This window comes from Citrobacter sp. Cpo045 (assembly GCF_030332875.1).
Taxonomy (GTDB): Bacteria; Pseudomonadota; Gammaproteobacteria; order Enterobacterales; family Enterobacteriaceae; genus Citrobacter; species Citrobacter portucalensis.
Genome location: NZ_JAOWGZ010000070.1, coordinates 54,790 through 77,066 on the forward strand (window position 1 = coordinate 54,790; position 22,277 = coordinate 77,066).

16 protein-coding genes are annotated in these 22,277 nt (G+C 53.1%); 9 read left to right on the forward strand and 7 right to left on the reverse strand.

Going from position 1 to position 22,277, the window contains the following annotated elements; all coding sequences use genetic code 11:
• Positions 1-55: 55 nt before the first annotated feature.
• The 4 genes from OGY13_RS02105 (at position 56) to lacA (ending at position 6,289) form a co-directional block, all read left to right on the forward strand.
• The gene (locus OGY13_RS02105) at positions 56-1,138 is read left to right on the forward strand and encodes a LacI family DNA-binding transcriptional regulator (RefSeq protein ID WP_020996590.1); all 1,083 of its coding nucleotides are present in this window, start codon (positions 56-58) and stop codon (positions 1,136-1,138) included.
• A 121-nt stretch (positions 1,139-1,259) separates the two neighbouring features.
• Positions 1,260-4,346 (forward strand): beta-galactosidase, encoded by a 3,087-nt coding sequence (locus tag OGY13_RS02110; protein WP_213752732.1) that lies wholly within the window; start codon positions 1,260-1,262, stop codon positions 4,344-4,346.
• Positions 4,347-4,394: 48 nt separating this feature from the next.
• Positions 4,395-5,648: an MFS transporter gene (locus OGY13_RS02115; protein WP_111466016.1), complete on the forward strand. Its 1,254-nt coding sequence runs from the start codon at positions 4,395-4,397 to the stop codon at positions 5,646-5,648.
• Positions 5,649-5,677: 29 nt separating this feature from the next.
• Positions 5,678-6,289, forward strand: coding sequence for a galactoside O-acetyltransferase (gene lacA / locus OGY13_RS02120; RefSeq protein WP_111466017.1), 612 nt, complete (start codon positions 5,678-5,680; stop codon positions 6,287-6,289).
• A gap of 46 nt (positions 6,290-6,335) precedes the next feature.
• On the opposite strand, the gene prpE is transcribed toward lacA, so the two are convergent.
• The 4 genes from prpE to prpB form a co-directional block, all read right to left on the reverse strand.
• Entirely contained in the window at positions 6,336-8,222 is a 1,887-nt protein-coding gene (prpE, locus tag OGY13_RS02125) for a propionate--CoA ligase (RefSeq protein ID WP_057067078.1), read from the reverse strand.
• A gap of 40 nt (positions 8,223-8,262) precedes the next feature.
• Positions 8,263-9,714, reverse strand: a complete 1,452-nt coding sequence (locus tag OGY13_RS02130; RefSeq protein WP_048236009.1) for a bifunctional 2-methylcitrate dehydratase/aconitate hydratase — start codon at positions 9,712-9,714, stop codon at positions 8,263-8,265.
• Between the two features lie 40 nt (positions 9,715-9,754).
• Positions 9,755-10,924 carry a bifunctional 2-methylcitrate synthase/citrate synthase gene (prpC, locus tag OGY13_RS02135; protein WP_032942476.1) on the reverse strand — a complete coding sequence of 390 codons (1,170 nt, stop codon included), beginning with the start codon at positions 10,922-10,924 and terminating at the stop codon, positions 9,755-9,757.
• Positions 10,925-11,004: 80 nt separating this feature from the next.
• Complete coding sequence (gene prpB, locus OGY13_RS02140; RefSeq protein WP_048226370.1) at positions 11,005-11,886, reverse strand: methylisocitrate lyase; 882 nt, start codon at positions 11,884-11,886, stop codon at positions 11,005-11,007.
• 253 nt (positions 11,887-12,139) lie between these two features.
• Here prpB and prpR point away from each other — a divergent pair, with 253 nt between their 5' ends.
• Complete coding sequence (gene prpR, locus OGY13_RS02145; protein WP_191226357.1) at positions 12,140-13,750, forward strand: propionate catabolism operon regulatory protein PrpR; 1,611 nt, start codon at positions 12,140-12,142, stop codon at positions 13,748-13,750.
• Between the two features lie 32 nt (positions 13,751-13,782).
• Here prpR and yahO read toward each other — a convergent pair whose 3' ends face one another.
• Positions 13,783-14,058, reverse strand: coding sequence for a DUF1471 family periplasmic protein YahO (gene yahO / locus OGY13_RS02150; protein WP_032942474.1), 276 nt, complete (start codon positions 14,056-14,058; stop codon positions 13,783-13,785).
• A gap of 325 nt (positions 14,059-14,383) precedes the next feature.
• Here yahO and OGY13_RS02155 point away from each other — a divergent pair, with 325 nt between their 5' ends.
• The 4 genes from OGY13_RS02155 (at position 14,384) to OGY13_RS02170 (ending at position 18,492) form a co-directional block, all read left to right on the forward strand.
• Complete coding sequence (locus tag OGY13_RS02155; protein WP_213752731.1) at positions 14,384-15,016, forward strand: LysE family transporter; 633 nt, start codon at positions 14,384-14,386, stop codon at positions 15,014-15,016.
• A gap of 79 nt (positions 15,017-15,095) precedes the next feature.
• A complete protein-coding gene (locus OGY13_RS02160) occupies positions 15,096-16,484 on the forward strand; it encodes a diguanylate cyclase (protein WP_213752730.1) in 1,389 nt (462 codons plus the stop codon).
• A 220-nt stretch (positions 16,485-16,704) separates the two neighbouring features.
• Entirely contained in the window at positions 16,705-17,799 is a 1,095-nt protein-coding gene (locus tag OGY13_RS02165) for a 4Fe-4S binding protein (protein ID WP_213752729.1), read from the forward strand.
• 183 nt (positions 17,800-17,982) lie between these two features.
• On the forward strand, positions 17,983-18,492 hold the full coding sequence (locus tag OGY13_RS02170) for a hypothetical protein (RefSeq protein ID WP_231504623.1): 510 nt from the start codon (positions 17,983-17,985) through the stop codon (positions 18,490-18,492).
• Positions 18,493-19,052: 560 nt separating this feature from the next.
• Here the strand turns inward: OGY13_RS02170 and foxA are convergent.
• Together foxA and OGY13_RS02180 are read right to left on the reverse strand one after the other, a co-directional pair.
• Positions 19,053-21,161, reverse strand: coding sequence for a ferrioxamine B receptor FoxA (gene foxA, locus OGY13_RS02175; RefSeq protein WP_103014994.1), 2,109 nt, complete (start codon positions 21,159-21,161; stop codon positions 19,053-19,055).
• A 121-nt stretch (positions 21,162-21,282) separates the two neighbouring features.
• Positions 21,283-22,266, reverse strand: a complete 984-nt coding sequence (locus OGY13_RS02180; RefSeq protein ID WP_008783852.1) for a helix-turn-helix transcriptional regulator — start codon at positions 22,264-22,266, stop codon at positions 21,283-21,285.
• Between the last annotated feature and the right edge of the window lie 11 nt (positions 22,267-22,277).

The following is a 22,277-nucleotide window of genomic DNA, read 5'->3' on the forward strand; positions in this document are numbered from 1 at the left end:
CCGTCCCGCTGTGGCATCATAGCGCACAGATAACGTCATTACAGGGGTGATAAACGTGAAACCGGTAACGCTATACGATGTGGCAGACCATGCAGGTGTCTCTTACCAGACCGTCTCTCGCGTCGTGAACCAGGCCAGCCACGTTTCCGCAAAAACCCGACAGAAAGTTGAGGCCGCGATGGCGGAACTCAATTACATTCCTAACCGCGTTGCACAGCAGCTGGCTGGCAAACAGACGCCACTGATTGGCGTTGTGACGGCAAACCTTGCCCTGCATGCCCCCTCACAAATCGTTGCTGCCATAAAATCCCGCGCCGACCAGTCAGGTGCCAGCGTGGTGATCGCCATGGTCGAGCGCAGCGGCGTTGAGTCCTGTAAAGCCGCGGTCCACAATCTGCTTTCTCAACGCGTAACCGGGCTTATCATCAACTATCCGCTGGATGAAGAAGATGCCATTGCCGTGGCAGCTGCCTGCGGTACAGTGCCGGTGCTGTTTCTCGATGTCTCTGACTTGACGCCAATTAACAGCGTGATTTTCTCTCATGACGACGGCGCGCGCCTTGGCGTTGAACATCTGGTGCAGCACGGACATCAACGGATCGCCCTGCTGAGCGGGCCGCACACTTCCGTTTCGGCAAGGCTTCGGCATGCGGGCTGGCACAAGTATCTGGCACATTACCAGCTACAACCCGTTGTGGAGCTGGAAGGCGACTGGAGCGCGATGTCTGGTTTTCAGCAAACGATGCACATGCTGAATAACGGTAACCTCCCTACCGCCATGCTGGTCGCTAACGATCAAATGGCGCTGGGCGCGATGCGGGCAATTAGCGAGTTCGGTCTGCGGGTTGCAGTGGATATATCGGTAATTGGCTACGATGACACCGAAGACAGCGCCTGTTACATCCCACCGCTGACCACCATCAGGCAGGATTTTCCGTTGCTGGGTGAAACCAGCGTCGACAGGCTATTGCAACTCCCCCGTGGCGGCTCCAGCGTGGGTAACCAACTGCTTCCCGTCACCCTGGTCAAGCGCAAAACGGTTCTGCCTCCCGATACGCAAACCACCACTCCCCAGGCGCTGGCTGATTCACTGATCCAGCTGGCACGGCAAGTTTCTCAGCTCACACCCAAATTGTGAACGCATAACAATTGTGTGAGTCAGTTCACTTATTGAACGCCCCATCCTTTACAGCAAGGAGCGCTTGTTCGTATTTTGATTGAAATTGTGAGCGAGTAACAAATTCAAACAGGATACCGTTATGAACCTGAACACAGATTCACTCTCCGCTGTTCTGGCCCGCCGCGACTGGGAGAATCCCGGCGTCACGCAGCTCAACCGGCTGGAAGCACATCCGCCGTTCTGTAGCTGGCGCTCAGCGGATGATGCACGTACCAATCAGCGTTCGAGTCAGTTATGCTCGCTGAATGGCCAGTGGCAATTTGCCTGGTTTACCGCGCCGGAGGCTGTCCCAGAAAGCTGGCTGACAAGCGATCTGCCACAGGCAGACATCATCAACGTCCCCTCTAACTGGCAGATGGCCGGTTATGATGCGCCAATTTATACCAACGTCACCTACCCAATCCCGGTGAATCCTCCGTACGTTCCGGCACAGAACCCGACAGGATGTTACTCGCTCACATTTAATGTTGAAGATGCGTGGTTAGAGGAAGGCCAGACGCGCATTATTTTTGACGGCGTGAACTCCGCGTTTCATCTGTGGTGCAACGGTCGCTGGGTCGGCTACGGTCAGGATAGCCGTCTGCCGTCTGAGTTTGATCTTAGCGATTATCTGCTGCGCGGCGAAAACCGTCTGGCTGTGATGGTGCTGCGCTGGAGCGACGGCAGCTATCTGGAAGACCAGGACATGTGGCGCATGAGCGGCATTTTTCGCGATGTCTCCCTGCTGCATAAGCCCACTACGCAAATCCGCGACCTGCGCATTAATACCCGTTTTAATGACGACTTCAGCCGCGCCACGCTGGAAGCGGAAGTCAGAGTGGGTGGCAACGAGAGCGAAGATTTACGCGTCACCCTGCAATTGTGGGAAGGTGAAACGCTCACCCACGAAACGACCTCACCGCTCGGCAGCGAGATCATTGATGAACGCGGCGCTTATCATGACCGGGTGACTCTGCGTCTGAACGTCGAAAAACCGGCGCTGTGGAGTGCCGAAACGCCCAATCTGTACCGCGCCGTTGTGCAGTTACACACCGCAGGCGGAGTACTGATTGAAGCGGAAGCCTATGACGTTGGTTTTCGTCAGGTTTGTATCGAAAACGGCCTGTTGCTGTTAAACGGCAAGCCGCTGTTGATTCGCGGTACCAACCGCCATGAGCACCATCCGGTCAACGGCCAGGTGATGGATGAGGCGACGATGGTGCAGGACATCATCCTGATGAAGCAGAATAACTTCAACGCCGTGCGCTGTTCCCATTACCCGAACCATCCGTTGTGGTACACCCTGTGCGATCGTTACGGCCTGTATGTGGTCGACGAAGCCAACATTGAAACCCACGGCATGGTGCCGATGAATCGCCTCACCGACGATCCCGCATGGTTGCCTGCCATGAGCCAGCGCGTCACGCGCATGGTGCAGCGCGATCGCAACCACCCGAGCATTATTATCTGGTCACTGGGCAATGAATCCGGCCATGGCGTCAATCACGACGCGCTCTACCGCTGGATAAAATCAGAAGACCCGTCACGTCCGGTGCAGTACGAGGGCGGTGGAGCTGATACTGCCGCCACCGACATTATTTGCCCGATGTACGCCCGCGTCGATCAGGATCAGCCCTTCCCCGCAGTACCCAAATGGTCGATTAAAAAGTGGCTGTCGATGCCCGGCGAACAGCGTCCGCTGATCCTTTGTGAATACGCCCACGCTATGGGCAACAGCTTTGGCGGCTTCGCCAAATACTGGCAAGCGTTCCGTCAGTATCCGCGCCTGCAGGGCGGATTTGTCTGGGACTGGGTGGATCAGTCGCTGACCAAATATGATGAGAACGGCAAAGCATGGTCAGCCTACGGTGGCGATTTTGGCGACACGCCTAACGATCGTCAGTTTTGCATGAACGGGCTGGTGTTCGCCGATCGCACTCCGCATCCGGCGTTATATGAGGCCAAACATGAACAGCAGTTTTTCCAGTTCACTTTACTGCCGGGCGCTGAACGCCAGATTGAAGTGACCAGCGAATATCTGTTCCGCCGCAGCGATAACGAAGTTCTGCACTGGTCGATTGCCCTGGACGGCAACCCGCTGGCCGCCGGAGAAATCGTTCTGGATATCGCCCCACAGGGCCGCCAGGTGATTACCCTGCCGAACGTTCCGATGCCGGACACCGCAGGCGAACTGTGGTTGACGGTGCGCGTAGAGCAGCCTCAGGCAACCGCATGGTCAGAAGCCGGGCATATCAGCGCCTGGCAACAGTGGAAGCAGGAAGAGAAGCTCAGCCTGGTACGTCCATCACACGGCAGCAGCGCACCACAGCTGGATGTTAGTGAGAGCAATTTTACCGTGCTGGCCAAAAACACACGCTGGCAATTCGATCGTCAGTCCGGCCTGCTAACACAATACTGGATTAGCGATGAAGCCCAGTTGGTAAGCCCGCTTACTGACCAGTTCACCCGCGCGCCGCTGGACAACGACATCGGCGTGAGCGAGTCAACCCGCATCGATCCTAATGCCTGGGTTGAACGCTGGAAGGCCGCCGGTCACTATCAGGCTGAAGCAACGTTACTGTACTGTACTGCCGATACGCTGAGCAGTGCGGTACTGATCACCACCGAACATGCGTGGCAGTATCAGGGTGAAACGCTGTTCATCAGCCGAAAAAGCTACCGTATTGACGGCAATGGTGAAATGCAGGTAACGGTGGATGTCGACGTTGCCAGCGGTACGCCGCATCCGGCCCGCATCGGCCTGAGCTGCCAGCTGGCGCAGGTTGCGGAGCGAGTGAACTGGTTAGGTCTCGGCCCGCATGAGAACTACCCGGACCGTCTGGGCGCCGCCTGTTTCGATCGCTGGGATCTGTCGCTTGATGAGATGTACACCCCGTATGTTTTCCCGAGCGAAAACGGTCTGCGCTGCGGTACGCGCGAACTGTACTACGGTGCGCACCAGTGGCGCGGAGACTTCCTGTTCAACATCAGCCGCTTTAGCCAGCAGCAACTGATGGAAACCAGCCACCGCCATCTGCTGCAACCTGAGGCGGGCACCTGGCTCAATATTGATGGCTTCCATATGGGCGTCGGCGGCGATGATTCGTGGAGTCCTTCCGTGTCGCCGGAATTCCAGCTGAGCGCCGGACGCTACCACTTCCAGTTCGTCTGGGGCCAAAAAAAATAATATAAGCAGGGCAGGTTGATACCTGCCCGCATTTATAGGAAGTCTGTTATGTATTATTTAAAAAACACTAACTTTTGGATGTTTGGCTTTTTCTTCTTCTTTTACTTTTTTATTATGGGTGCGTATTTCCCCTTCTTCCCTATCTGGTTACACGATGTAAACCATATCAGCAAAGGCGATACCGGCATCATCTTCGCCTGCATCTCACTGTTTTCTTTGTTATTCCAGCCAATTTTCGGACTACTGTCCGATAAGCTTGGCCTGCGTAAACATCTGCTATGGGTAATTACCGGCATGCTGGTAATGTTTGCCCCGTTCTTTATTTACGTATTTGGCCCATTATTGCAGGTTAATATTTTATTGGGTTCAATTGTCGGCGGGATTTACCTTGGCTTTATTTACAATGCCGGTGCCCCAGCGATTGAAGCCTATATTGAAAAAGCCAGCCGCAGAAGCAACTTTGAATTTGGTCGCGCGCGCATGTTTGGCTGCGTGGGCTGGGCGCTGTGCGCCTCGATTGCCGGAATTATGTTCACCATCAATAACCAATTCGTCTTCTGGTTAGGCTCTGGCTGTGCGGTCATTCTGGCATTGCTGCTGTTATTTTCAAAAACAGATGCCCCCTCTTCTGCAAAAGTCGCGGATGCGGTAGGCGCCAATAACTCGGCATTCAGCCTGAAGCTGGCGCTGGAGTTATTTAAACAACCGAAACTTTGGTTCCTCTCCCTGTATGTGGTCGGCGTTTCCTGTACTTACGATGTGTTTGACCAGCAGTTCGCCAACTTCTTTACCTCATTCTTTGCCACCGGCGAACAGGGTACCCGCGTGTTTGGCTACGTCACGACGATGGGAGAATTACTCAACGCCTCTATCATGTTCTTTGCACCGCTGATTGTGAACCGCATTGGCGGAAAGAACGCCCTGCTGCTGGCCGGTACGATTATGTCGGTAAGGATTATTGGCTCGTCATTCGCCACCACTGCACTGGAGGTCGTTATTCTCAAAACGCTGCATATGTTTGAGATACCGTTCCTGATCGTCGGCTGCTTCAAATACATCACCAGCCAGTTCGAAGTACGTTTCTCGGCCACGATTTATCTGGTGTGTTTCTGTTTCTTCAAACAGTTAGCCATGATTTTCATGTCAGTTCTGGCCGGGAAAATGTATGAGAGTATTGGTTTCCAGGGAGCTTATCTGGTGCTGGGGATTATTGCGCTGAGCTTCACGCTGATTTCCGTATTTACCCTTAGCGGTCCGGGGCCCTTTTCCCGCGTTTTCACCCCAGCAAGCAAACAAGTTTGAAAACGAATAACAAGGAGGGAATATCTTCGATGAGCATGTCCATGAGAGACAGAATAAAAGCAGGCAAACTGTATACCGATATGTGCGAGGGCCTGCCGGAAGAGAGATTGCATGGAAAAGAGTTAATGTATGAGTTTAACCACACGCGTCCATCGGAGGTTGAAAAGAGGGAAATACTGATTCGTGAAATGTTTGGAAGCGTGGGTGAACATGCGTGGATTGAACCCCCTATTTATTTCTCATATGGGAGCAATATTCACATTGGCAAAAACTTTTACGCCAATTTTAACTTTACCATTGTGGATGATTACACGGTCACCATTGGCGATAACGTTTTAATTGCACCAAACGTCACGATCTCAGTAACGGGTCATCCTGTTCATCATGAATTAAGAAAATCCGGAGAGATGTTTTCCTTTCCAGTCACCATCGGCAATAACGTATGGATTGGCAGTAATGTGGTGATCAATCCTGGCATAACGATTGGCGATAATTCTGTTATCGGCGCAGGGAGCATAGTCACAAAAGACATTCCGGCAGATGTCGTGGCGGTGGGAGTTCCCTGTCGGGTTCTCAGAACCATTAATGAGCGAGATAGAGAGTTCTATTATCAAAATTATAAAGTAGAGCCGTCAATTTAAGCAGTCATGCCGGATAGACCACTTATGCGGTCTATCCGGCATGGAGTTACTCTTCGATCGCCTGACGGATTTGCTGCAACGACGCGGGATCGTCAATGGTCGTTAGATCGCCAGGATCGCGGCCTTCACAGATCGCCTGGATCGTCCGTCTAAGCATTTTGCCAGAGCGCGTTTTCGGCAACTGCGACACAAACCAGACGTGCGCCGGACGGCCAAAATTACCAATCTGACTGTCCACCAGCGCCATAATCGCCTTCTCTTCCGAATGTGCGATGTCGCGATCTTCAAGGCTGTCGCTCTGTTTCGGAATGACAAACGCGACCGCTACCTGCCCCTTCAGTGCGTCCTTCACGCCGACCACAGCCACTTCGGCAACGTTCGGATAGCTGGAAATACTCTCCTCTATCTCACGCGTCCCCAACCGATGCCCGGCCACGTTGATGACATCATCCGTACGACCAAGGATGAAGTAATAGCCGTCCGCATCGCGAATACCCCAGTCAAAGGTGGCGTACACCTGACGAGAAAACAGCGACCAGTAGGTATTCACAAACCGCGCGTCATCACCCCAGATAGTCTGGATACAGCCCGGCGGCAGCGGCCCTTCAATCACCAGCATGCCCTTTTCATTCGCTTCGCAGGGCTCACCGGTCACCTCATTGAGCAACTGCACGTTATATCCGTACATCGGCACGCCTGGGCTACCCAGCCGCGACGGGCGGTCGTCCAGCCCGCGAGCGATCGCCATAATCGGCCAACCGGATTCAGTCTGCCAGTAGTTGTCGATAACCGGGACGCCCAGCGTTTCCGTTACCCAACTGGCGGTCGGTTCATCCAGCGGCTCACCCGCCAGATACAGCACCTCCAACGAGGAGAGATCGTGATTGCGGATTTGCGCGGTCGGGAATTTCTTCAGCACGCGGATGGCGGTTGGGGCGGAGAACATCCGGCTGACCTGATACTTCTCAACAATTTTCCACCATACGCCACAGTCTGGATACGTTGGCAACCCTTCGTAAACCACTGTCGCCATCCCCGCCAGTAGTGGGGCATACACGATATACGAATGCCCAACTACCCAGCCGATATCCGACGCGCAGAAGAACACGCCGCCTGCCTTGCCGCCGAAAATAGTGTCCATCGAGGTCGCCAGCGCGACCGCGTAGCCGCCAACGTCGCGCTGGACGCCTTTCGGTTTACCGGTTGTCCCGGAGGTGTAGAGAATGCAGGACGTTTCGTTCGACTCCAGCCAGGCAACCGGTACCCGCGCGCCGAGATGCTGCTGGCGCAGCGTGGCAAAGTCGAGGTCTCGCCCCTCTACCCGCGCCATTTTCGCCAGACCGCGATCGACTAATACCACATGACGCGGCTGATGCTGCGCCTGATCGATTGCATCATCGAGCAGCTTTTTATACGGCAGGACTTTACCGCCGCGCGCCCCGGCATCCGCCGACACGATAACCACCGGTCGGGCGTCGTCGATACGCGCCGCTACGCTGTGCGAGGCGAAACCACCGAACACCACCGAATGGATCGCCCCTATACGTGCGCAGGCCAACAGCGTAATGTGCGCCTCGGCGATCATCGGCATATAAACCAGTACCCGATCGCCACGCTGTACGCCCAGCGACAACAACATCGCCGCCGCGACGTTCACTTCGTCATACAGCTGACGAAAGGTAAACGTGCGTTCTTCTTCGGTTTCTGATGACACAGCAATCAGCGCCAGCGCGTCAGGCTGTTTCTCCAGCCAGCGGTCAATGGCGTTGTGGCACAGATTGGTCGTACCACCGCAAAACCAGCGGGCAAACGGCGGATTACTGTGGTCCAGTACCTGCGTATACGGCTGCTGCCAGTCAATACGCTGGGCCTGCTCGGCCCAGAACGACTCCGGCTGCGTAATAGAACGTTGATAAAACTCGCTATAAGACATAATGCTCTCCTGTTGAACTTACGCCTTGCCGCACGCAGGTTTAGATTACATAAAGGTCCATATACTCATTGACCGGCATCTGCTCCAGGCGAGTTCTGTCCAGGGAGACATCCAGGATGCGCTGCTGCTGACGGGTCGGGAACTGACGCGCCAGGTTAATTTTGAACTTCTCGACCAGCTTCGGCATACCGTCGTTACGACGGCGCGCGTGGCCGATTGGGTATTCCACTACCACTTCTTCAAAGCGTGAGCCGTCGGTGAACTCAAGCGTGATGGCATTCGCGATGGCGCGTTTTTCAGGGTCGTGGTAATCGGCAGTAAAGGCCGGATCTTCGAAGCAGTTAATCTTTTCACGCAGCGCATCAATGCGTTTGTCCTGCGCCACGCCGTCTTCGTAATCTGCCGCCGTTAAGCGTCCGAACAGCAGCGGGATAGCCACCATGTACTGGATGCAGTGGTCACGATCCGCCGGGTTATTCAACGGGCCTTTTTTATCGATGATGCGGATACAGGCTTCGTGCGTACGAATGGTCACTTTTTCGATATCGGCAGCGGTCTTACCTGCGGCCTGTAACTGCTCGTACAGCGTCATCGCCGCTTCTACCGCGGTCTGCGAGTGGAACTCTGCCGGGAAGGAAATTTTAAACAACACGTTTTCCATCACGTACGAACCGTACGGGCGCTGGAAGCGGAAAGATTCGCCTTTGAAAGAGACATCATAGAAGCCCCAGGTTTTCGCCGTCAGTGCAGATGGATATCCCATTTCACCGGTTTTCGCCATCAGCGCCAGACGTACAGCACGTGAGGTGGCATCGCCAGCCGCCCAGGATTTACGCGTGCCGGTATTCGGCGCATGACGATAGGTACGCAGCGACTGACCGTCGACCCACGCCAGCGAGACGGCGTTGAGAATTTCATCCCGGTTAAGGCCGAGCATCTCGGCAACCACCGCCGTGGAAGCGACTTTTACCAGCAGGACGTGATCCAGACCGACGCGGTTGAAGGAGTTTTCCAGCGCGATACAGCCCTGAATTTCATGGGCTTTAATCATTCCGGTTAACACTTTTTTCATGGTTAACGGCGCTTTACCCACCGCCACCGCATTGCGCGACAGCCAGTCAGCCGTCGCCAGAATACCGCCGAGGTTATCGGAAGGATGACCCCATTCTGCGGCCAGCCACGTGTCGTTAAAGTCCAGCCAGCGGATCATCGCACCGATGTTAAACGCCGCCTGCACCGGATCGAGCTGGAACTGGGTACCAGGCACGCGCACACCGTTCGGGACGACGGTACCCGGTACAACCGGCCCCAGCAGTTTTTTACAGGCCGGATATTCCAGCGCTTCCAGGCCACAGCCAAGGGTATCAAGCAGGCAATAATGCGCGGTGTCATACGCCACCTTCGAGGTGATCTCGTAGTTCATGACATAATCAACGATATCAACGATTTCACGGTCAAATTCAGGGCGGACGTTCGAAATATGTGCAGACATAGGGTACATTTCCTGTTTTTTTATCTTTAGAGGTTTTGCATTAGCAACGTTTTTCAATCGGGACAAATTCGCGATCTTCCGGGCCGGTATAGTTGGCGGAAGGACGGATAATTTTGTTGTCCTGGCGCTGTTCGATGATGTGCGCCGCCCAGCCGGTGACGCGGGCGATAACGAACAGCGGTGTGAACATTTCAGTGGGGACGCCCATCATGTTGTAAGAGACTGCCGAGAACCAGTCGAGGTTAGGGAACATCTTTTTCGTTTCCCACATCACCTCTTCCAGACGGTCGGCAATGTTGTACATTTTCAGCGAACCGCCCTCCTGAGAAAGCTGTTTCGCCACACGCTTGATCACCTGATGGCGCGGGTCGGCGATGGTGTAAACCGGGTGACCAAAGCCAATCACCACTTCTTTGTTTTCAACGCGTTTACGGATATCCGCTTCGGCTTCATCCGGCGTTTCGTAGCGCTGCTGAATTTCCAGCGACACTTCATTCGCGCCGCCGTGTTTCGGCCCACGCAGTGCGCCAATCGCACCGATAATCGCGGAGTACATATCAGAGCCAGTTCCCGCAATCACACGCCCCGTGAAGGTGGAAGCGTTAAATTCGTGCTCGGCGTACAGCACCAGCGAAATGTGCATCGCCTTTTCCCAGCTTTGTGATGGCTTTTCACCATGCAGCAAATGCAGGAAGTGACCGCCAATAGAATCATCATCGGTCTCCGGCTGAATACGCTCGCCGTTATGGCTGTAGTGATACCAGTACAGGAGGATAGAACTGAGCGATGCCAGCAGTTTGTCGGCAATATCGCGTGCGCCGGAGACGGTATGTCCTTCTTTTTCCGGCAGCGTACAACCCAGCGCGGAAACACCAGTGCGCATCACGTCCATCGGATGCGAGGCGGCAGGCAGCGCTTCCAGTACGGTACGCACGTTAGCGGGCAATCCGCGCAGCGCTTTCAATTTGCTTTTATAGGCGGTGAGCTCATCGCGGGTGGGTAATTTCCCGTGAATCAGCAGATGCGCAACTTCTTCAAATTCGCACTGTTGTGCCAGGTCAAGAATATCGTAGCCACGATAGTGCAGATCGTTACCGCTTTTACCCACGGTACATAAGGCAGTATTTCCGGCAGCGACGCCTGACAGCGCAACCGATTTTTTGGGTTTAATGACATGGGTACTATTTTGCAGGATCGTTGTGTCGCTCATGTTGTCCTCGTCATTATTGTAATATGTAGGGTACTAATTTATTGCCGGATGGCGGCTAGGCCTTATCCGGCCTACGACGGTTACTTTTTTGTGTACAACGCGTCGAGTTTCTCTTCGAACTGGTAGTAATTGATGCTTTCGTACAGCTCGTTGCGCGTCTGCATAATGTCGATAACGTTCTTTTGCGTACCTTCCTGACGCAGCACGTTGTAAACCTTCTCCGCCGCGCGGTTCATGGCGCGGAAAGCTGACAGCGGGTATAGCGCCATCGCAACGTTCGCGCTGCGCAGTTCATCGGTGGTAAACAGCGGTGTGGCGCCAAACTCAGTAATGTTGGCGAGAATTGGTACCTGTACCGCATCGGCAAACTGGCGGTACATCTCAAGTTCGGTAATGGCTTCCGGGAACAGCATGTCAGCGCCCGCTTCGACATACGCCTGGGCACGATCGATGGCAGCCTCTAACCCTTCCACCGCCAGTGCATCGGTTCGCGCCATAATCACAAAGTTGGGATCGGTGCGCGCATCAACGGCTGCGCGGATCCTGTCGACCATCTCTTCTTTCGAGACGATCGCCTTGTTCGGGCGATGACCGCAGCGCTTGGCGCCGATCTGATCTTCAATATGCAGCGCAGCAGCACCCGCTTTGGAAATCGACTTGACGGTACGCGCCACGTTGAATGCAGACGATCCAAAACCAATATCCGCATCCACCAGTAACGGCAGCGGGCAAACATCCGTAATGCGACGAATATCAGTCAGCACATCATCAAGGGTAGAAATGCCGAGATCCGGCAGACCCAGCGACCCCGCAGCGACACCGCCGCCGGAGAGATAAATCGCTTGATACCCGGCACGTTGAGCCAGCAGAGCGTGGTTGGCGTTGATGGTGCCAACGATTTGTAATGGGTTTTCTTTAGTGAGCGCAGCGCGAAACGCCAGCCCTGGGGAGTGTAGAGACATATCCCGTCCTCTTGTTATCAACTTGTTATCGTTCGTTGATGTTTCTAAAGCAAGGGGTATGCCAGGGAGCTTATTTTCTCTTCGATTTAATTTTTTACCTTTTAAAACAACAGATTAAATCCAATGCTTCTATTTTTGTTGCACAAAAGCGTGTCAGCTATCGTTTCATGAAACGTTCCTTCACGTTTCATTGCAACATTTATGAAACACAACTAAACCCTACTACTCGGTTCCTTAATTTTTAGGGTTAGTTATGGCAGATACGCATCTACCGCCGCGAGTGAACGACGATAAACCGGTTATCTGGACAGTCTCGGTCACCCGCCTGTTTGAACTGTTTCGCGACATCAGTCTGGAGTTCGACCATCTGGCGACCATCACCCCCATTCAGCTTGGTTTCGAAAAAGCGGTGGCCTATATCCGTAAGAAGCTGGCCACCGAGCGTTGCGATGCCATCATTGCGGCAGGCTCCAACGGCGCATATCTGAAAAGCCGTTTGTCTATTCCGGTGATCCTGATTAAACCCAGCGGATTCGACGTGCTACAGGCACTGGCAAAAGCGGGAAAACTCACCTCGTCAATTGGCATCATTACCTATCAGGAACCCCTCCCGGCGCTTCTCGCGTTTCAAAAAACTTTCAATTTGCAGCTTGAACAGCGTAGCTATATCACCGAGGAAGATGCTCGTGGGCAAATCAACGAGCTGAAGGCTGGCGGTACACAAGCGGTAGTTGGTGCGGGGTTGATTACCGATCTGGCAGAAGAAGCAGGCATGACCGGCATCTTTATCTATTCGGCGGCCACCGTGCGCCAGGCCTTTGTCGATGCGTTGGATATGACCCGCCTGACATTACGCAGAAACGGTCAGTACGCCTCTGGCGATACGTTGCGCACTCGCTACGCGCTCGGAGATATGCGCGGTCACTCTGCGCAGATGGAACAGGTACGGCACACCATTATGCTGTACGCCCGTTCGCGTGCGCCGGTCCTCATTCAGGGCGAAACAGGAACGGGTAAAGAGCTGGCCGCACAGGCCATTCACCGTGAGTTTTTCACCCGTCAGGAGAATCGGCGCGGTAAACCCTCACCGCCGTTTGTTGCCGTCAACTGCGGGGCAATCACCGAGTCATTGCTGGAAGCGGAGCTGTTCGGCTATGAGGATGGCGCCTTTACCGGCTCTCGCCGAGGGGGACGCGCGGGCCTGTTTGAAATCGCTCACGGCGGAACCCTGTTTCTTGACGAGATAGGCGAGATGCCGCTGCCGTTACAAACCCGACTGCTGCGTGTGCTGGAAGAAAAAGAGGTTACCCGGGTCGGTGGACATCAGCCGATTCCGGTCGATGTCCGGGTAATTAGCGCCACACACTGTAATCTGGAGCAGGAGATGAAACTGGGGGAATTTCGTACCGATCTGTTTTATCGCCTGAGCATTTTACGCCTCAAGCTGCCGCCGCTGCGCGAGCGGTTGCCCGATATCCTGCCATTAGCGGAAGGCTTTTTAAAACAGTCGCTGGCGGAACTGGACGTGCCGTTTTCTGAGTCTGTTCGCAAGGGGCTGGGGTTAAGTCAGCCGACGTTGCTGAATTATGGCTGGCCGGGGAATATCCGCGAACTGCGTAATATGATGGAGCGCCTGGCACTGTTTTTAAGCGTCGAGCCGCAGCCAGAGCTGAATGTGGATTTTTTACAACAGCTGTTACCGGAACTGGCCATTGTTGCAGACTCACCGCAAGCATCGTCATTGCTGACGCCGCAACAGGTGTTGGCACAATTTGATGGTGACAAAACTGCCGCCGCGCGGTATCTCGGAATTAGCAGAACCACGTTCTGGCGCAGGCTAAAAGAAAAACCGCCGGTACAATGACCGGCGGGTATCGTGTCTTTTACAGTAGCGCGTTATTTTTTCTTGTAAATATTCGCTGTGCCATGGATTTTGTTATCCGTTTGGCCGGAGGTTAATACCACCACGTCAGCACCTTTCTCTTCAGCTTTCTTCAGAAGGTCTTCTTTAGCATCCGAAGTAGAGACTTCATTACTCGTTGAAATATCACCGATTTTTGTATACTGAGACTCAACCTTTTCAAACTCAACCTTCGTCATAAATTCCGCGGCGTACGCGTTGGTCACAACAAAAGCTAACGCACCAATAAGTACTTTAATTCCAGTTTTCATATAAAAGCTCCAGATTTTGTTATATATGCCATCATCGACCCCTGAACATTCGACATGCGAGTCAAGGATGATTAATAAGTAGTTCAGCCTGGCAAAAAGATCCAGAGCAGGCGGAAATATAAAGAGATTTTGCGAATCGTTGATAACAGAAAACCTGTGCCGTCGCGTTATCTGACGCGCCAGGTTTGCACAAAATAATCTATGAAGTCATTTGCAAATCTCAGCGCGTTTCACTGCGCAGTGTGAGTGAATACGCAGAATGATGAACACACTAAAATTATAGTGTTAGCTGTCACTTAAGCGCTTACTAATGGAAATGTTGTCTATGGAACCTTTGCACGCCGTTGTACTCACCGTCAGCCTGTTTGTTTTAACCTTTTTTAACCCCGGCGCAAATCTGTTCGTGGTAGTACAAACTAGCCTGGCATCCGGACGACGCGCAGGTGTGATGACCGGTCTGGGTGTTGCCTTGGGTGATGCGTTTTACTCCGGCCTTGGGCTTTTTGGTATGGCAACGCTAATCACCCAGTGTGAAGAGATATTTTCATTGATTAAGATTGTCGGCGGCGCCTATCTGCTGTGGTTTGCCTGGAACAGCATCCGCCATCAGGCCACGCCGCAAATGCCCACGCTACAGCACCCGCTTTCCGCCCCCTGGTATGTATTTTTCCGCCGTGGATTACTAACGGATTTATCAAATCCGCAAACCGTGCTGTTTTTTATTAGTATCTTCTCGGTCACCTTAAGCGCAGACACGCCTACGTGGGCCAGGTTGATGGCCTGGGCAGGCATAATATTGTCTTCCGTTATCTGGCGTATTTTTCTCAGTCAGGCGTTTTCATTGCCCGCCGTGCGCCGTGCTTATGGCCGAATCCAGCGGGTTGCCAGCCGGGTGATTGGCGCAATAATAGGTGTTTTCGCGCTAAGACTTATTTATGAAGGTATTAGCCATCGATAAGAGAGTTTAACTTGACCATTGTGAGGTAATTGTCCGTAATACCGCCTGAATTTTTAATCGCAGGTTGAGTGGCAGTGAGATGGAACAGGTTGAACCGGTAAACGACACATTACTCCTTACAGAATGGCAGGCGCTGATACGACAAACATCGCCTGACGTTCACACGCTCCTCACATCGTTAAGCGATGAAGAGATCCGCCATTTAGTGACCGTTTTTTATGACTATATGCTCTCCCATGCCCAGAGCGCATTGTTCCTCAATACAGAACAGGTCAGTACCCGCCTCAGCGGCAGTATGTTTGACTGGTTACGCAGCGTGCTTGGCAGCGCGCACGAAGATCTACCGCAGCTGCTGGCCAAACAGCGAGAAATTGGCGTGGTGCATGCCCGTATCGGCCTGCCCATCGATCTGGTAAACCGCGGCGCGCGTAAGCTCAAGGATGAGCTGTATCGGGTATTGAAAACCAAAGCTGACGACTCGTCTTCCCTGTTGAGCAATGCTATCTGTTTCAGCAGCCTGGCAATGGATACTGCGCTGGAGGCCATGACCGTCTCCTATTCCCCAAGCCACCAAAACTCTCTGCATACGCAGGAGCAGTATCGCCTGCAGACCATTTACGATGACGTTAACGTCGAGCGCGAACGGCAAATTCGCTCATTTACCGACTGGGAAAATCAGTTTATCTATAACATCGCCATCGGTATGCCTTTCGGTGAGATGGTATTTCTGGCGAATTCTGATTTTGGTATGTGGTTCTCACATAAAGGAAAACACATTCTCGGCAACAGCAATCTGTTGAAAGAAATGGAATCGCTGATAGCAGAGATCGACAACCGCATGACGACCACCTTTTCGCATCAGCATCAGCCAACAGAACCTGAGAGGATGAGCCTGTTGCAGGATGTCCGCCAGCTATCGGCAAAAATCCATTTCCTGCTCGCCTCAATGTTTGACGCACTGGTTAAACAGGAAAATGGTAAAGACTCGCTGACCCAGTTACTTAACCGCCGCTTTATTCCAACCATCATGCGGCGTGAGATTTCGTTAGCGTTACATGCGCGGAAGCCCTTCACCCTGGCGATGCTGGATATCGACTACTTTAAGCAAATTAACGACAACTATGGGCATAATACTGGTGATATGACGCTCAAAAACGTCGCAGCGGTCATTTATGATCATATCCGTAGCAGCGATTACGTGTTTCGCTATGGTGGTGAAGAATTTATGATCCTGCTCGTCGAGTCAGACAAGTCGCAGGCCAGTATCATCCTCGAAACGCTGCGTATGAAGATTGCCGAGATGTGCATGGCGGCATCGGCGGCAGAATCATTTTCTATTACCGTCAGCATTGGCATCACCGAATATGACTATCATCCCGACTATAAACAGTTGGTTGATAAAGCCGATCGCGCGCTTTATCTGGCGAAAAGTAATGGCCGCGATCGCATAGAGGTATATCAGGAATAACCTTCTCCGCCACAGAGAAATAAATACCCCGTTCAGGGTATTTATCTGATCGGCGATAAATACCGAGCTGTTATTTTTATTCAGGCCTATTTGCGTGATGAAAATAACAGCCACGTAATAAGATGTAAATCAAATACACCAAATCTGAATAGCGCTAGCATATCCCGGTGATGACGCCTTCTGAATGCAGAAGGGGAAATATGAGGGATAGTATAAAACCATGAACGGGAAGAAAAGAACGCGCTGGCAGCGCCGTCCAGGCACGATCGGAGGCAAACTGCCGTGGAATGACTGGCGCAACGCCAGCAGCTGGCGAAAAGCCACCCAGTTTCTCCTGCTGGCTATTAATATTTATATTGGCGTAACGTTCTATTACTGGGTCCGCTATTTCGAAACCGCCGGCACCAGCGTCTATATTCCAAGGCCAGGTGGTATTGAGGGATGGCTACCAATCGCGGGTTTGATGAATATCCGCTATACGTTGGAGACTGGTTTTCTTCCGCCTATCCATGCCGCCTCCATGCTGCTGTTAGTTGCGTTTATCCTGATTAGTCTGTTGTTAAAAAAAGCCTTCTGTTCGTGGTTATGCCCGGTGGGCACGCTGTCCGAACTGCTCGGCAATCTGGGGAAAAAAGTATTTGGTCGCAACTTCACGCTGCCGCGCTGGCTGGATATCCCGCTGCTCAGTCTGAAGTATTTGCTGCTGAGTTTCTTTTTGTATATCGCCCTGTCGATGCCTGCACAGGGGATTCAGTATTTTCTAATGTCGGCCTATGGCATGATTATCGACGTGAAGATGCTCGATTTCTTTCGCCATATTGGCTCCGCTACGCTCATCTTTGTTGTCGTTATCAGTGTCCTGAGCCTGTTTATTCGCAATGCCTGGTGCCGCTATCTGTGCCCTTATGGTGCGCTGCTCGGTCTGTTCTCGCTGCTCTCGCCGTTTAAAATCCGCCGTAACGCAGACAGTTGCATCGACTGCGGAAAATGCGCGAAAAACTGCCCGTCGAATATCCAGGTCGACAGACTGATTCAGGTGCGTACCGTGGAATGCACTGGCTGCATGACCTGCGTTGAATCCTGTCCGGTGGCCTCAACGCTGAGCTTCTCACTGCAAACACCGCCGGGGGCGCAAGACAACGGTAAACCGTTATGGCGACAGAAGACGCTATCAGGTGTTGCCATGACGCTACTGGTGCTTGGCATTCTGTTTGCCACCATTGGTTATGCCGTTTATGCCAATGTCTGGGATACACCAGTGCCTGACCATATGTATTTCCAGCTGATCCCGAAGGCAAAGATGATCGGCCATTAATTTTTTTATCAGTATGTTCAAAACCCTGCCAATTCTGGCAGGGTTTCCCGCCTGTCCTGCCATTTTAAGACAATTGAACTTGTGCCATCGCGCTCTCGTTTATACAACCTTAAATATCATCTGTAATAATTTTTCTATTTTGTTATGGGCGACTGGGATCAAAATAATGAACGGGATAACATCATGACTAAAATAAAACTGGCACTGCTATTACCTCTGTTTCTGGCAGGTTGTACGATGAATGACGGGGAATTAAGAAACGCTTACGCTCAGCATTATCAGCAACCTACCGCTTATGTAGATGCTTATAAACAGAAAATAGCCAGTATGGATATTCATGCGCTGGCCCAATATGCCGCCGCGGAAGATAAGAAAAAAATGCGTGGGCAGCCAAGACTGAAAATCGACGAATTCATTACCATTGAGAACGTGCAGGCGAAAGGAAATCGGGTGGTCTACGATTACTCACTGTCCGAAAGCTGGCTGGCGCTGTCCGCAGATAAACAGCGCGAGAAGCAGACCAATATGAATAAAGACCTGATCTACCGTACCTGCTCGCTGGAAACGGTACGTCTGGCGCAGGCAAAAGGGCTGGAAGAAGAGCATAACTATTACAGCCAGTACCCAGACAAAGTCGCCTTTACGCTGAGAACCAGCGCGCAGATTTGTATGCAAAACGGTTTTACAAAATAACCGCAATCCACTATGCCTGATGCGCTGCGCTTATCAGGCCTACGATTTGCACGCTGCCGTAGGCCGGATAAGGCGCCAGCGCGCAGATTTGTCTGCAGAACGGTTTTACACAATAGCCGCAATCCACAATGCCTGATGCGCTGCGCTTATCAGGCCTACGATTTACACGCTGCCGTAGGCCGGATAAGGCGCCAGCGCGCAGGTTTGTCTGCAAAACGGTTTTACACAATAGCCGCAATCACTATGCCTGATGCGCTGCGCTTATCAGGCCTACGATTTGCACGCTGCCGTAGGCCGGATAAGGCGCCAGCACGCAGATTTGTATGCAAAACGATTTTACACAATAGCCGCAATCACAAAGCCTGATGCGCTGCGCTTATCAGGCCTACGATTTGCACGCTGCCGTAGGCCGGATAAGGCGCCAGCGTGCAGATTTGTCTGCAGAACGATTTTACAAAATAACCGCAATCACAAAGCCTGATGCGCTGCGCTTATCAGGCCTACGATTTGCACGCTGCCGTAGGCCGGATAAGGCGCCAGCGCCGCATCCGGCTAAAACATCAGAATTTCCAGGACACACTGCCGACAATGCTGCGCTCGGCGCCGAAGTAGCAGTATGAGAGCGAGTTACAGGCCGCAACGTAGCGCTTGTCAGTCAGGTTGTTAACGTTTAACTGCGCGCTCAACCCTTTAATGCCGATATTCGTTAAGTCGTAACCAATCACCATATCCACCAGCGTGTAGGACGGCAGGGTGTGAGTATTCAGGCGATCGCTGGTAATACCGTTAACGTAGCGCACGCCTGAACCCAACGTCAGGCCGTCCAGCGGACCGCTTTTCACATCGTAGCTCAGCCAGGTACTGGCCTGGTTACGCGGGGCGTACACTGCGCGCTTGCCCTGCTCCTCCGGGCTGCTTTTCTTATAGCGAATGTCGGTATAGGTATACGCCGCCTGCAAACGGAAGCTATCTGTCAGTTGGCTAATTGCCTCCAGCTCCACCCCTTCAGATTCAATTTCCCCAATCGAGCGGTACGGATCGGTCGGCTCTTCTTTGGTGGCAATATTCGTCTGATTGATACGGAACACCGACGCGCTGAACTGACTGTTAAGTCCTTCCGGCTCATATTTCAGCCCCGCTTCCCACTGCTTGCCTTTCATCGGATCCAGCAGATTGCCGTTCTCATCGGCAAAGCTGGTTGGCGTAAAGGCAGTGGAATAACTCACGTACGGCGCAAAGCCGTTATCGAATAAATAGAGCAGCGCGGCGCGGGTGCTGAAGTTGTTTTTATCCAGATCGCTGCGGGTATCGTTGATCTTATCAATGTTAGAAACGCTGACCTGATCGTAGCGACCACCGAGCGTAATACGCCAGCGATCCCATGACATCTGATCCTGCAAATAGTAACCCGTCTGGCGCAACTTGTGTTTCTCACGCGCATACATGTCGATGTAATCAGGCTTCGCGCCGTACACCGGGTTAAAAGCGTCGATCGGCGGGAATGCGCCGTAGTAACCGGTAGTATTGTTGCTGCGATCCTGATAGTCGATCCCCACCAGCAGACGGTGGTTTACCTGCCAGGTATCAAAGCTGCCGTCGAGCTGGTTATCCAGCGTAATCGCCGACATTTTTTCATCAGAGCCGGAGTAACCGCGATTAAGCTCGGTTTCATTCAGCCAGCCCGCCGCATACACCTGATTCAGCTCAACGTCGGTATGCAGATAGCGCAGCTTTTGCCGCACCGACCAACCGCTATCAAACATATGCTCAATGTTGTAGCCCACCATGTTTTCACGGCGATCGTATTTGTCGTAATCATCCTCGCCTTCGTAAAAGGTGTTGGAGATCTTTTGCCCGTAATGCGGAACCACGGTGCCGTCATACGGCAGACCGGAGTGGCTACCGCCTTCCGGGTCACGGTGCAGATAGGCCATCAGATCCAGACGCGTCTGGTCGGTGATACGCCATGTCAGGCTGGGCATCAGCGCATAACGCTCTTCCTTCAATGGACCAAACTGCGAGTCCGCGTAACGCGTCATCCCGCTCAGTCGCGCCGCCACGCGATCGTTATCATCCAGTGCCCCGGTGACGTCAAACGCCGCGCCGCGCTGGTTATTGTTGCCGGCAAACAGCTTCACTTCGCCGCCCGCATCAAACGATGGCTTACGTGAGGTCAGCGCCACAATGCCACCCGGAGAGGAACGACCATACAGTACGGAAGCCGGACCGCGTACGACTTCGATATCTTCGAGGAACCACGGATCGACCACCAGCGAGCTGTGTGAGTTGGTGTCGCCCATCATCTTCAGACCATCGAGATAGACGTTATCCAGGCTACCGTCAGAAAAGCCACGCAGCACGATGTAGTCAAAGCGGTTGGAAGCGCCAATCTGATTGCTGTACACCCCCGGCGTATAGCTGACGGCCTGGCGCACGCTGGTTGCGCCCTGCTCTTCAAACTGTTCACGGGTAACGATCGATACCGACTGCGGCGTTTCAATATCCGGCGTGGCAAGCTTCGTGGCCCCGCTCTGCATCTGCGAGGTGACAACCACCGTATCGTTTTTTGTTGTTTCCTGCGCCAACAGAGGAAAAGCCACGCTGCCGGTAACCCATCCCACCAGCAGCGCCAAGCGAGTCTTCGCGAACATGAATATCTCCAAAGGCATGTCTAATTGTAAGTGAGAATTATTACCTTTTTGCTGGCGGAGATAGCTATGCCGGATGCCAGGTTGCCTATGCGCAGTGCCAAATTGTCAGGAAATCACGTGCGTAAAACGCAAATATGGATTAGCAAAGTTTGAGCAAATCACCGGGTGAAAAGCCGTAACGGCGGCGAAAAGCGGTAGAAAAGTTGGTGGCGTGCTGATAACCCGACATCCAGGCCGCCTGCTGTACGCTATATCCCTCCAGTAGATAGCCGCGTGCACGTTCCAGACGGCAATCGCGCAGGTAGTCGAATACCGAACAGCCATAGGCTGCGCGAAACTTACTGCGCAGGCTACTGGGACTCATCGCTGCGCGTTGGGCCAGTTCATTAAGGGTGTAGTCTTTTTCGGGACTCTGCTCCAGCAGTCGGCGAACGACCTCCAGCCGCTGCTGCTCACCGCTCGCCGCAAGACGTTTACCGCTCTCGACCTGACACACGCTGAGGCCATGACCAAACAGTTGTAATATCAGCCCTTCCAGCATCAGCTGACGAGAAATATGGCTAATCGTACTCTGCTGCGCGTACTGCAGTCCGCTGAGTAAAAACCCCGGCACCTGCCAGATAAGCGTCGGCGTCTGGCATCTTTCCCACTCACGCATCAACGATTCGAGCAACCCCGTGCGACACGCGCCGTCGGGATACAAACCGAGCGATAATGTCCGCAGTTTACAATCAGCATGATGACGGGCACGCATCGTCTGGTGCTCACTCAGGCGTGAGCTAAACGCCATGCCGGAGCGCACCACATGCTCCTGTCCGTTAAGCGTCAGGATCACGCAGCCTTCCAGTACCACCAGCATATACAGAGGGCTGTCGTGACGAGAGGTGGTTTCGTAGGGTTGCAATACCTGTACGTCGGAGTGCGTCACGCACATCCCACATGGGAGAGTCATCTCCTCAATTTCACCTTGCAGAACAGGGCTGCCAGACGGTAAATCCGGCCTTTGTGCCAACTGGGGAAAGCGGTAATCGATCCCGTAGCGCTCACCAAAATCCATAAACTCGCTGACGGAGAAAGTGCGAGCGACGCGTCCGGAGGCATTCAGGGCGGTGGTATTGTTCATGCTGTCTTCTG

Excerpts from the sequence above, each read along its gene's own strand:
- prpR (WP_191226357.1), top strand. The coding sequence starts at position 12,140 with ATGGCAGATACGCATCTACCGCCGCGAGTGAACGACGATAAACCGGTT.
- lacA (WP_111466017.1), top strand. The coding sequence starts at position 5,678 with ATGAGCATGTCCATGAGAGACAGAATAAAAGCAGGCAAACTGTATACC.
- OGY13_RS02180 (WP_008783852.1), bottom strand. The coding sequence starts at position 22,266 with ATGAACAATACCACCGCCCTGAATGCCTCCGGACGCGTCGCTCGCACT.
- OGY13_RS02160 (WP_213752730.1), top strand. The coding sequence starts at position 15,096 with ATGGAACAGGTTGAACCGGTAAACGACACATTACTCCTTACAGAATGG.
- yahO (WP_032942474.1), bottom strand. The coding sequence starts at position 14,058 with ATGAAAACTGGAATTAAAGTACTTATTGGTGCGTTAGCTTTTGTTGTG.
- OGY13_RS02115 (WP_111466016.1), top strand. The coding sequence starts at position 4,395 with ATGTATTATTTAAAAAACACTAACTTTTGGATGTTTGGCTTTTTCTTC.
- OGY13_RS02130 (WP_048236009.1), bottom strand. The coding sequence starts at position 9,714 with ATGTCTGCACATATTTCGAACGTCCGCCCTGAATTTGACCGTGAAATC.
- foxA (WP_103014994.1), bottom strand. The coding sequence starts at position 21,161 with ATGCCTTTGGAGATATTCATGTTCGCGAAGACTCGCTTGGCGCTGCTG.
- OGY13_RS02110 (WP_213752732.1), top strand. The coding sequence starts at position 1,260 with ATGAACCTGAACACAGATTCACTCTCCGCTGTTCTGGCCCGCCGCGAC.
- OGY13_RS02155 (WP_213752731.1), top strand. The coding sequence starts at position 14,384 with ATGGAACCTTTGCACGCCGTTGTACTCACCGTCAGCCTGTTTGTTTTA.
- OGY13_RS02165 (WP_213752729.1), top strand. The coding sequence starts at position 16,705 with ATGAACGGGAAGAAAAGAACGCGCTGGCAGCGCCGTCCAGGCACGATC.
- prpC (WP_032942476.1), bottom strand. The coding sequence starts at position 10,924 with ATGAGCGACACAACGATCCTGCAAAATAGTACCCATGTCATTAAACCC.
- OGY13_RS02170 (WP_231504623.1), top strand. The coding sequence starts at position 17,983 with ATGACTAAAATAAAACTGGCACTGCTATTACCTCTGTTTCTGGCAGGT.
- prpE (WP_057067078.1), bottom strand. The coding sequence starts at position 8,222 with ATGTCTTATAGCGAGTTTTATCAACGTTCTATTACGCAGCCGGAGTCG.
- prpB (WP_048226370.1), bottom strand. The coding sequence starts at position 11,886 with ATGTCTCTACACTCCCCAGGGCTGGCGTTTCGCGCTGCGCTCACTAAA.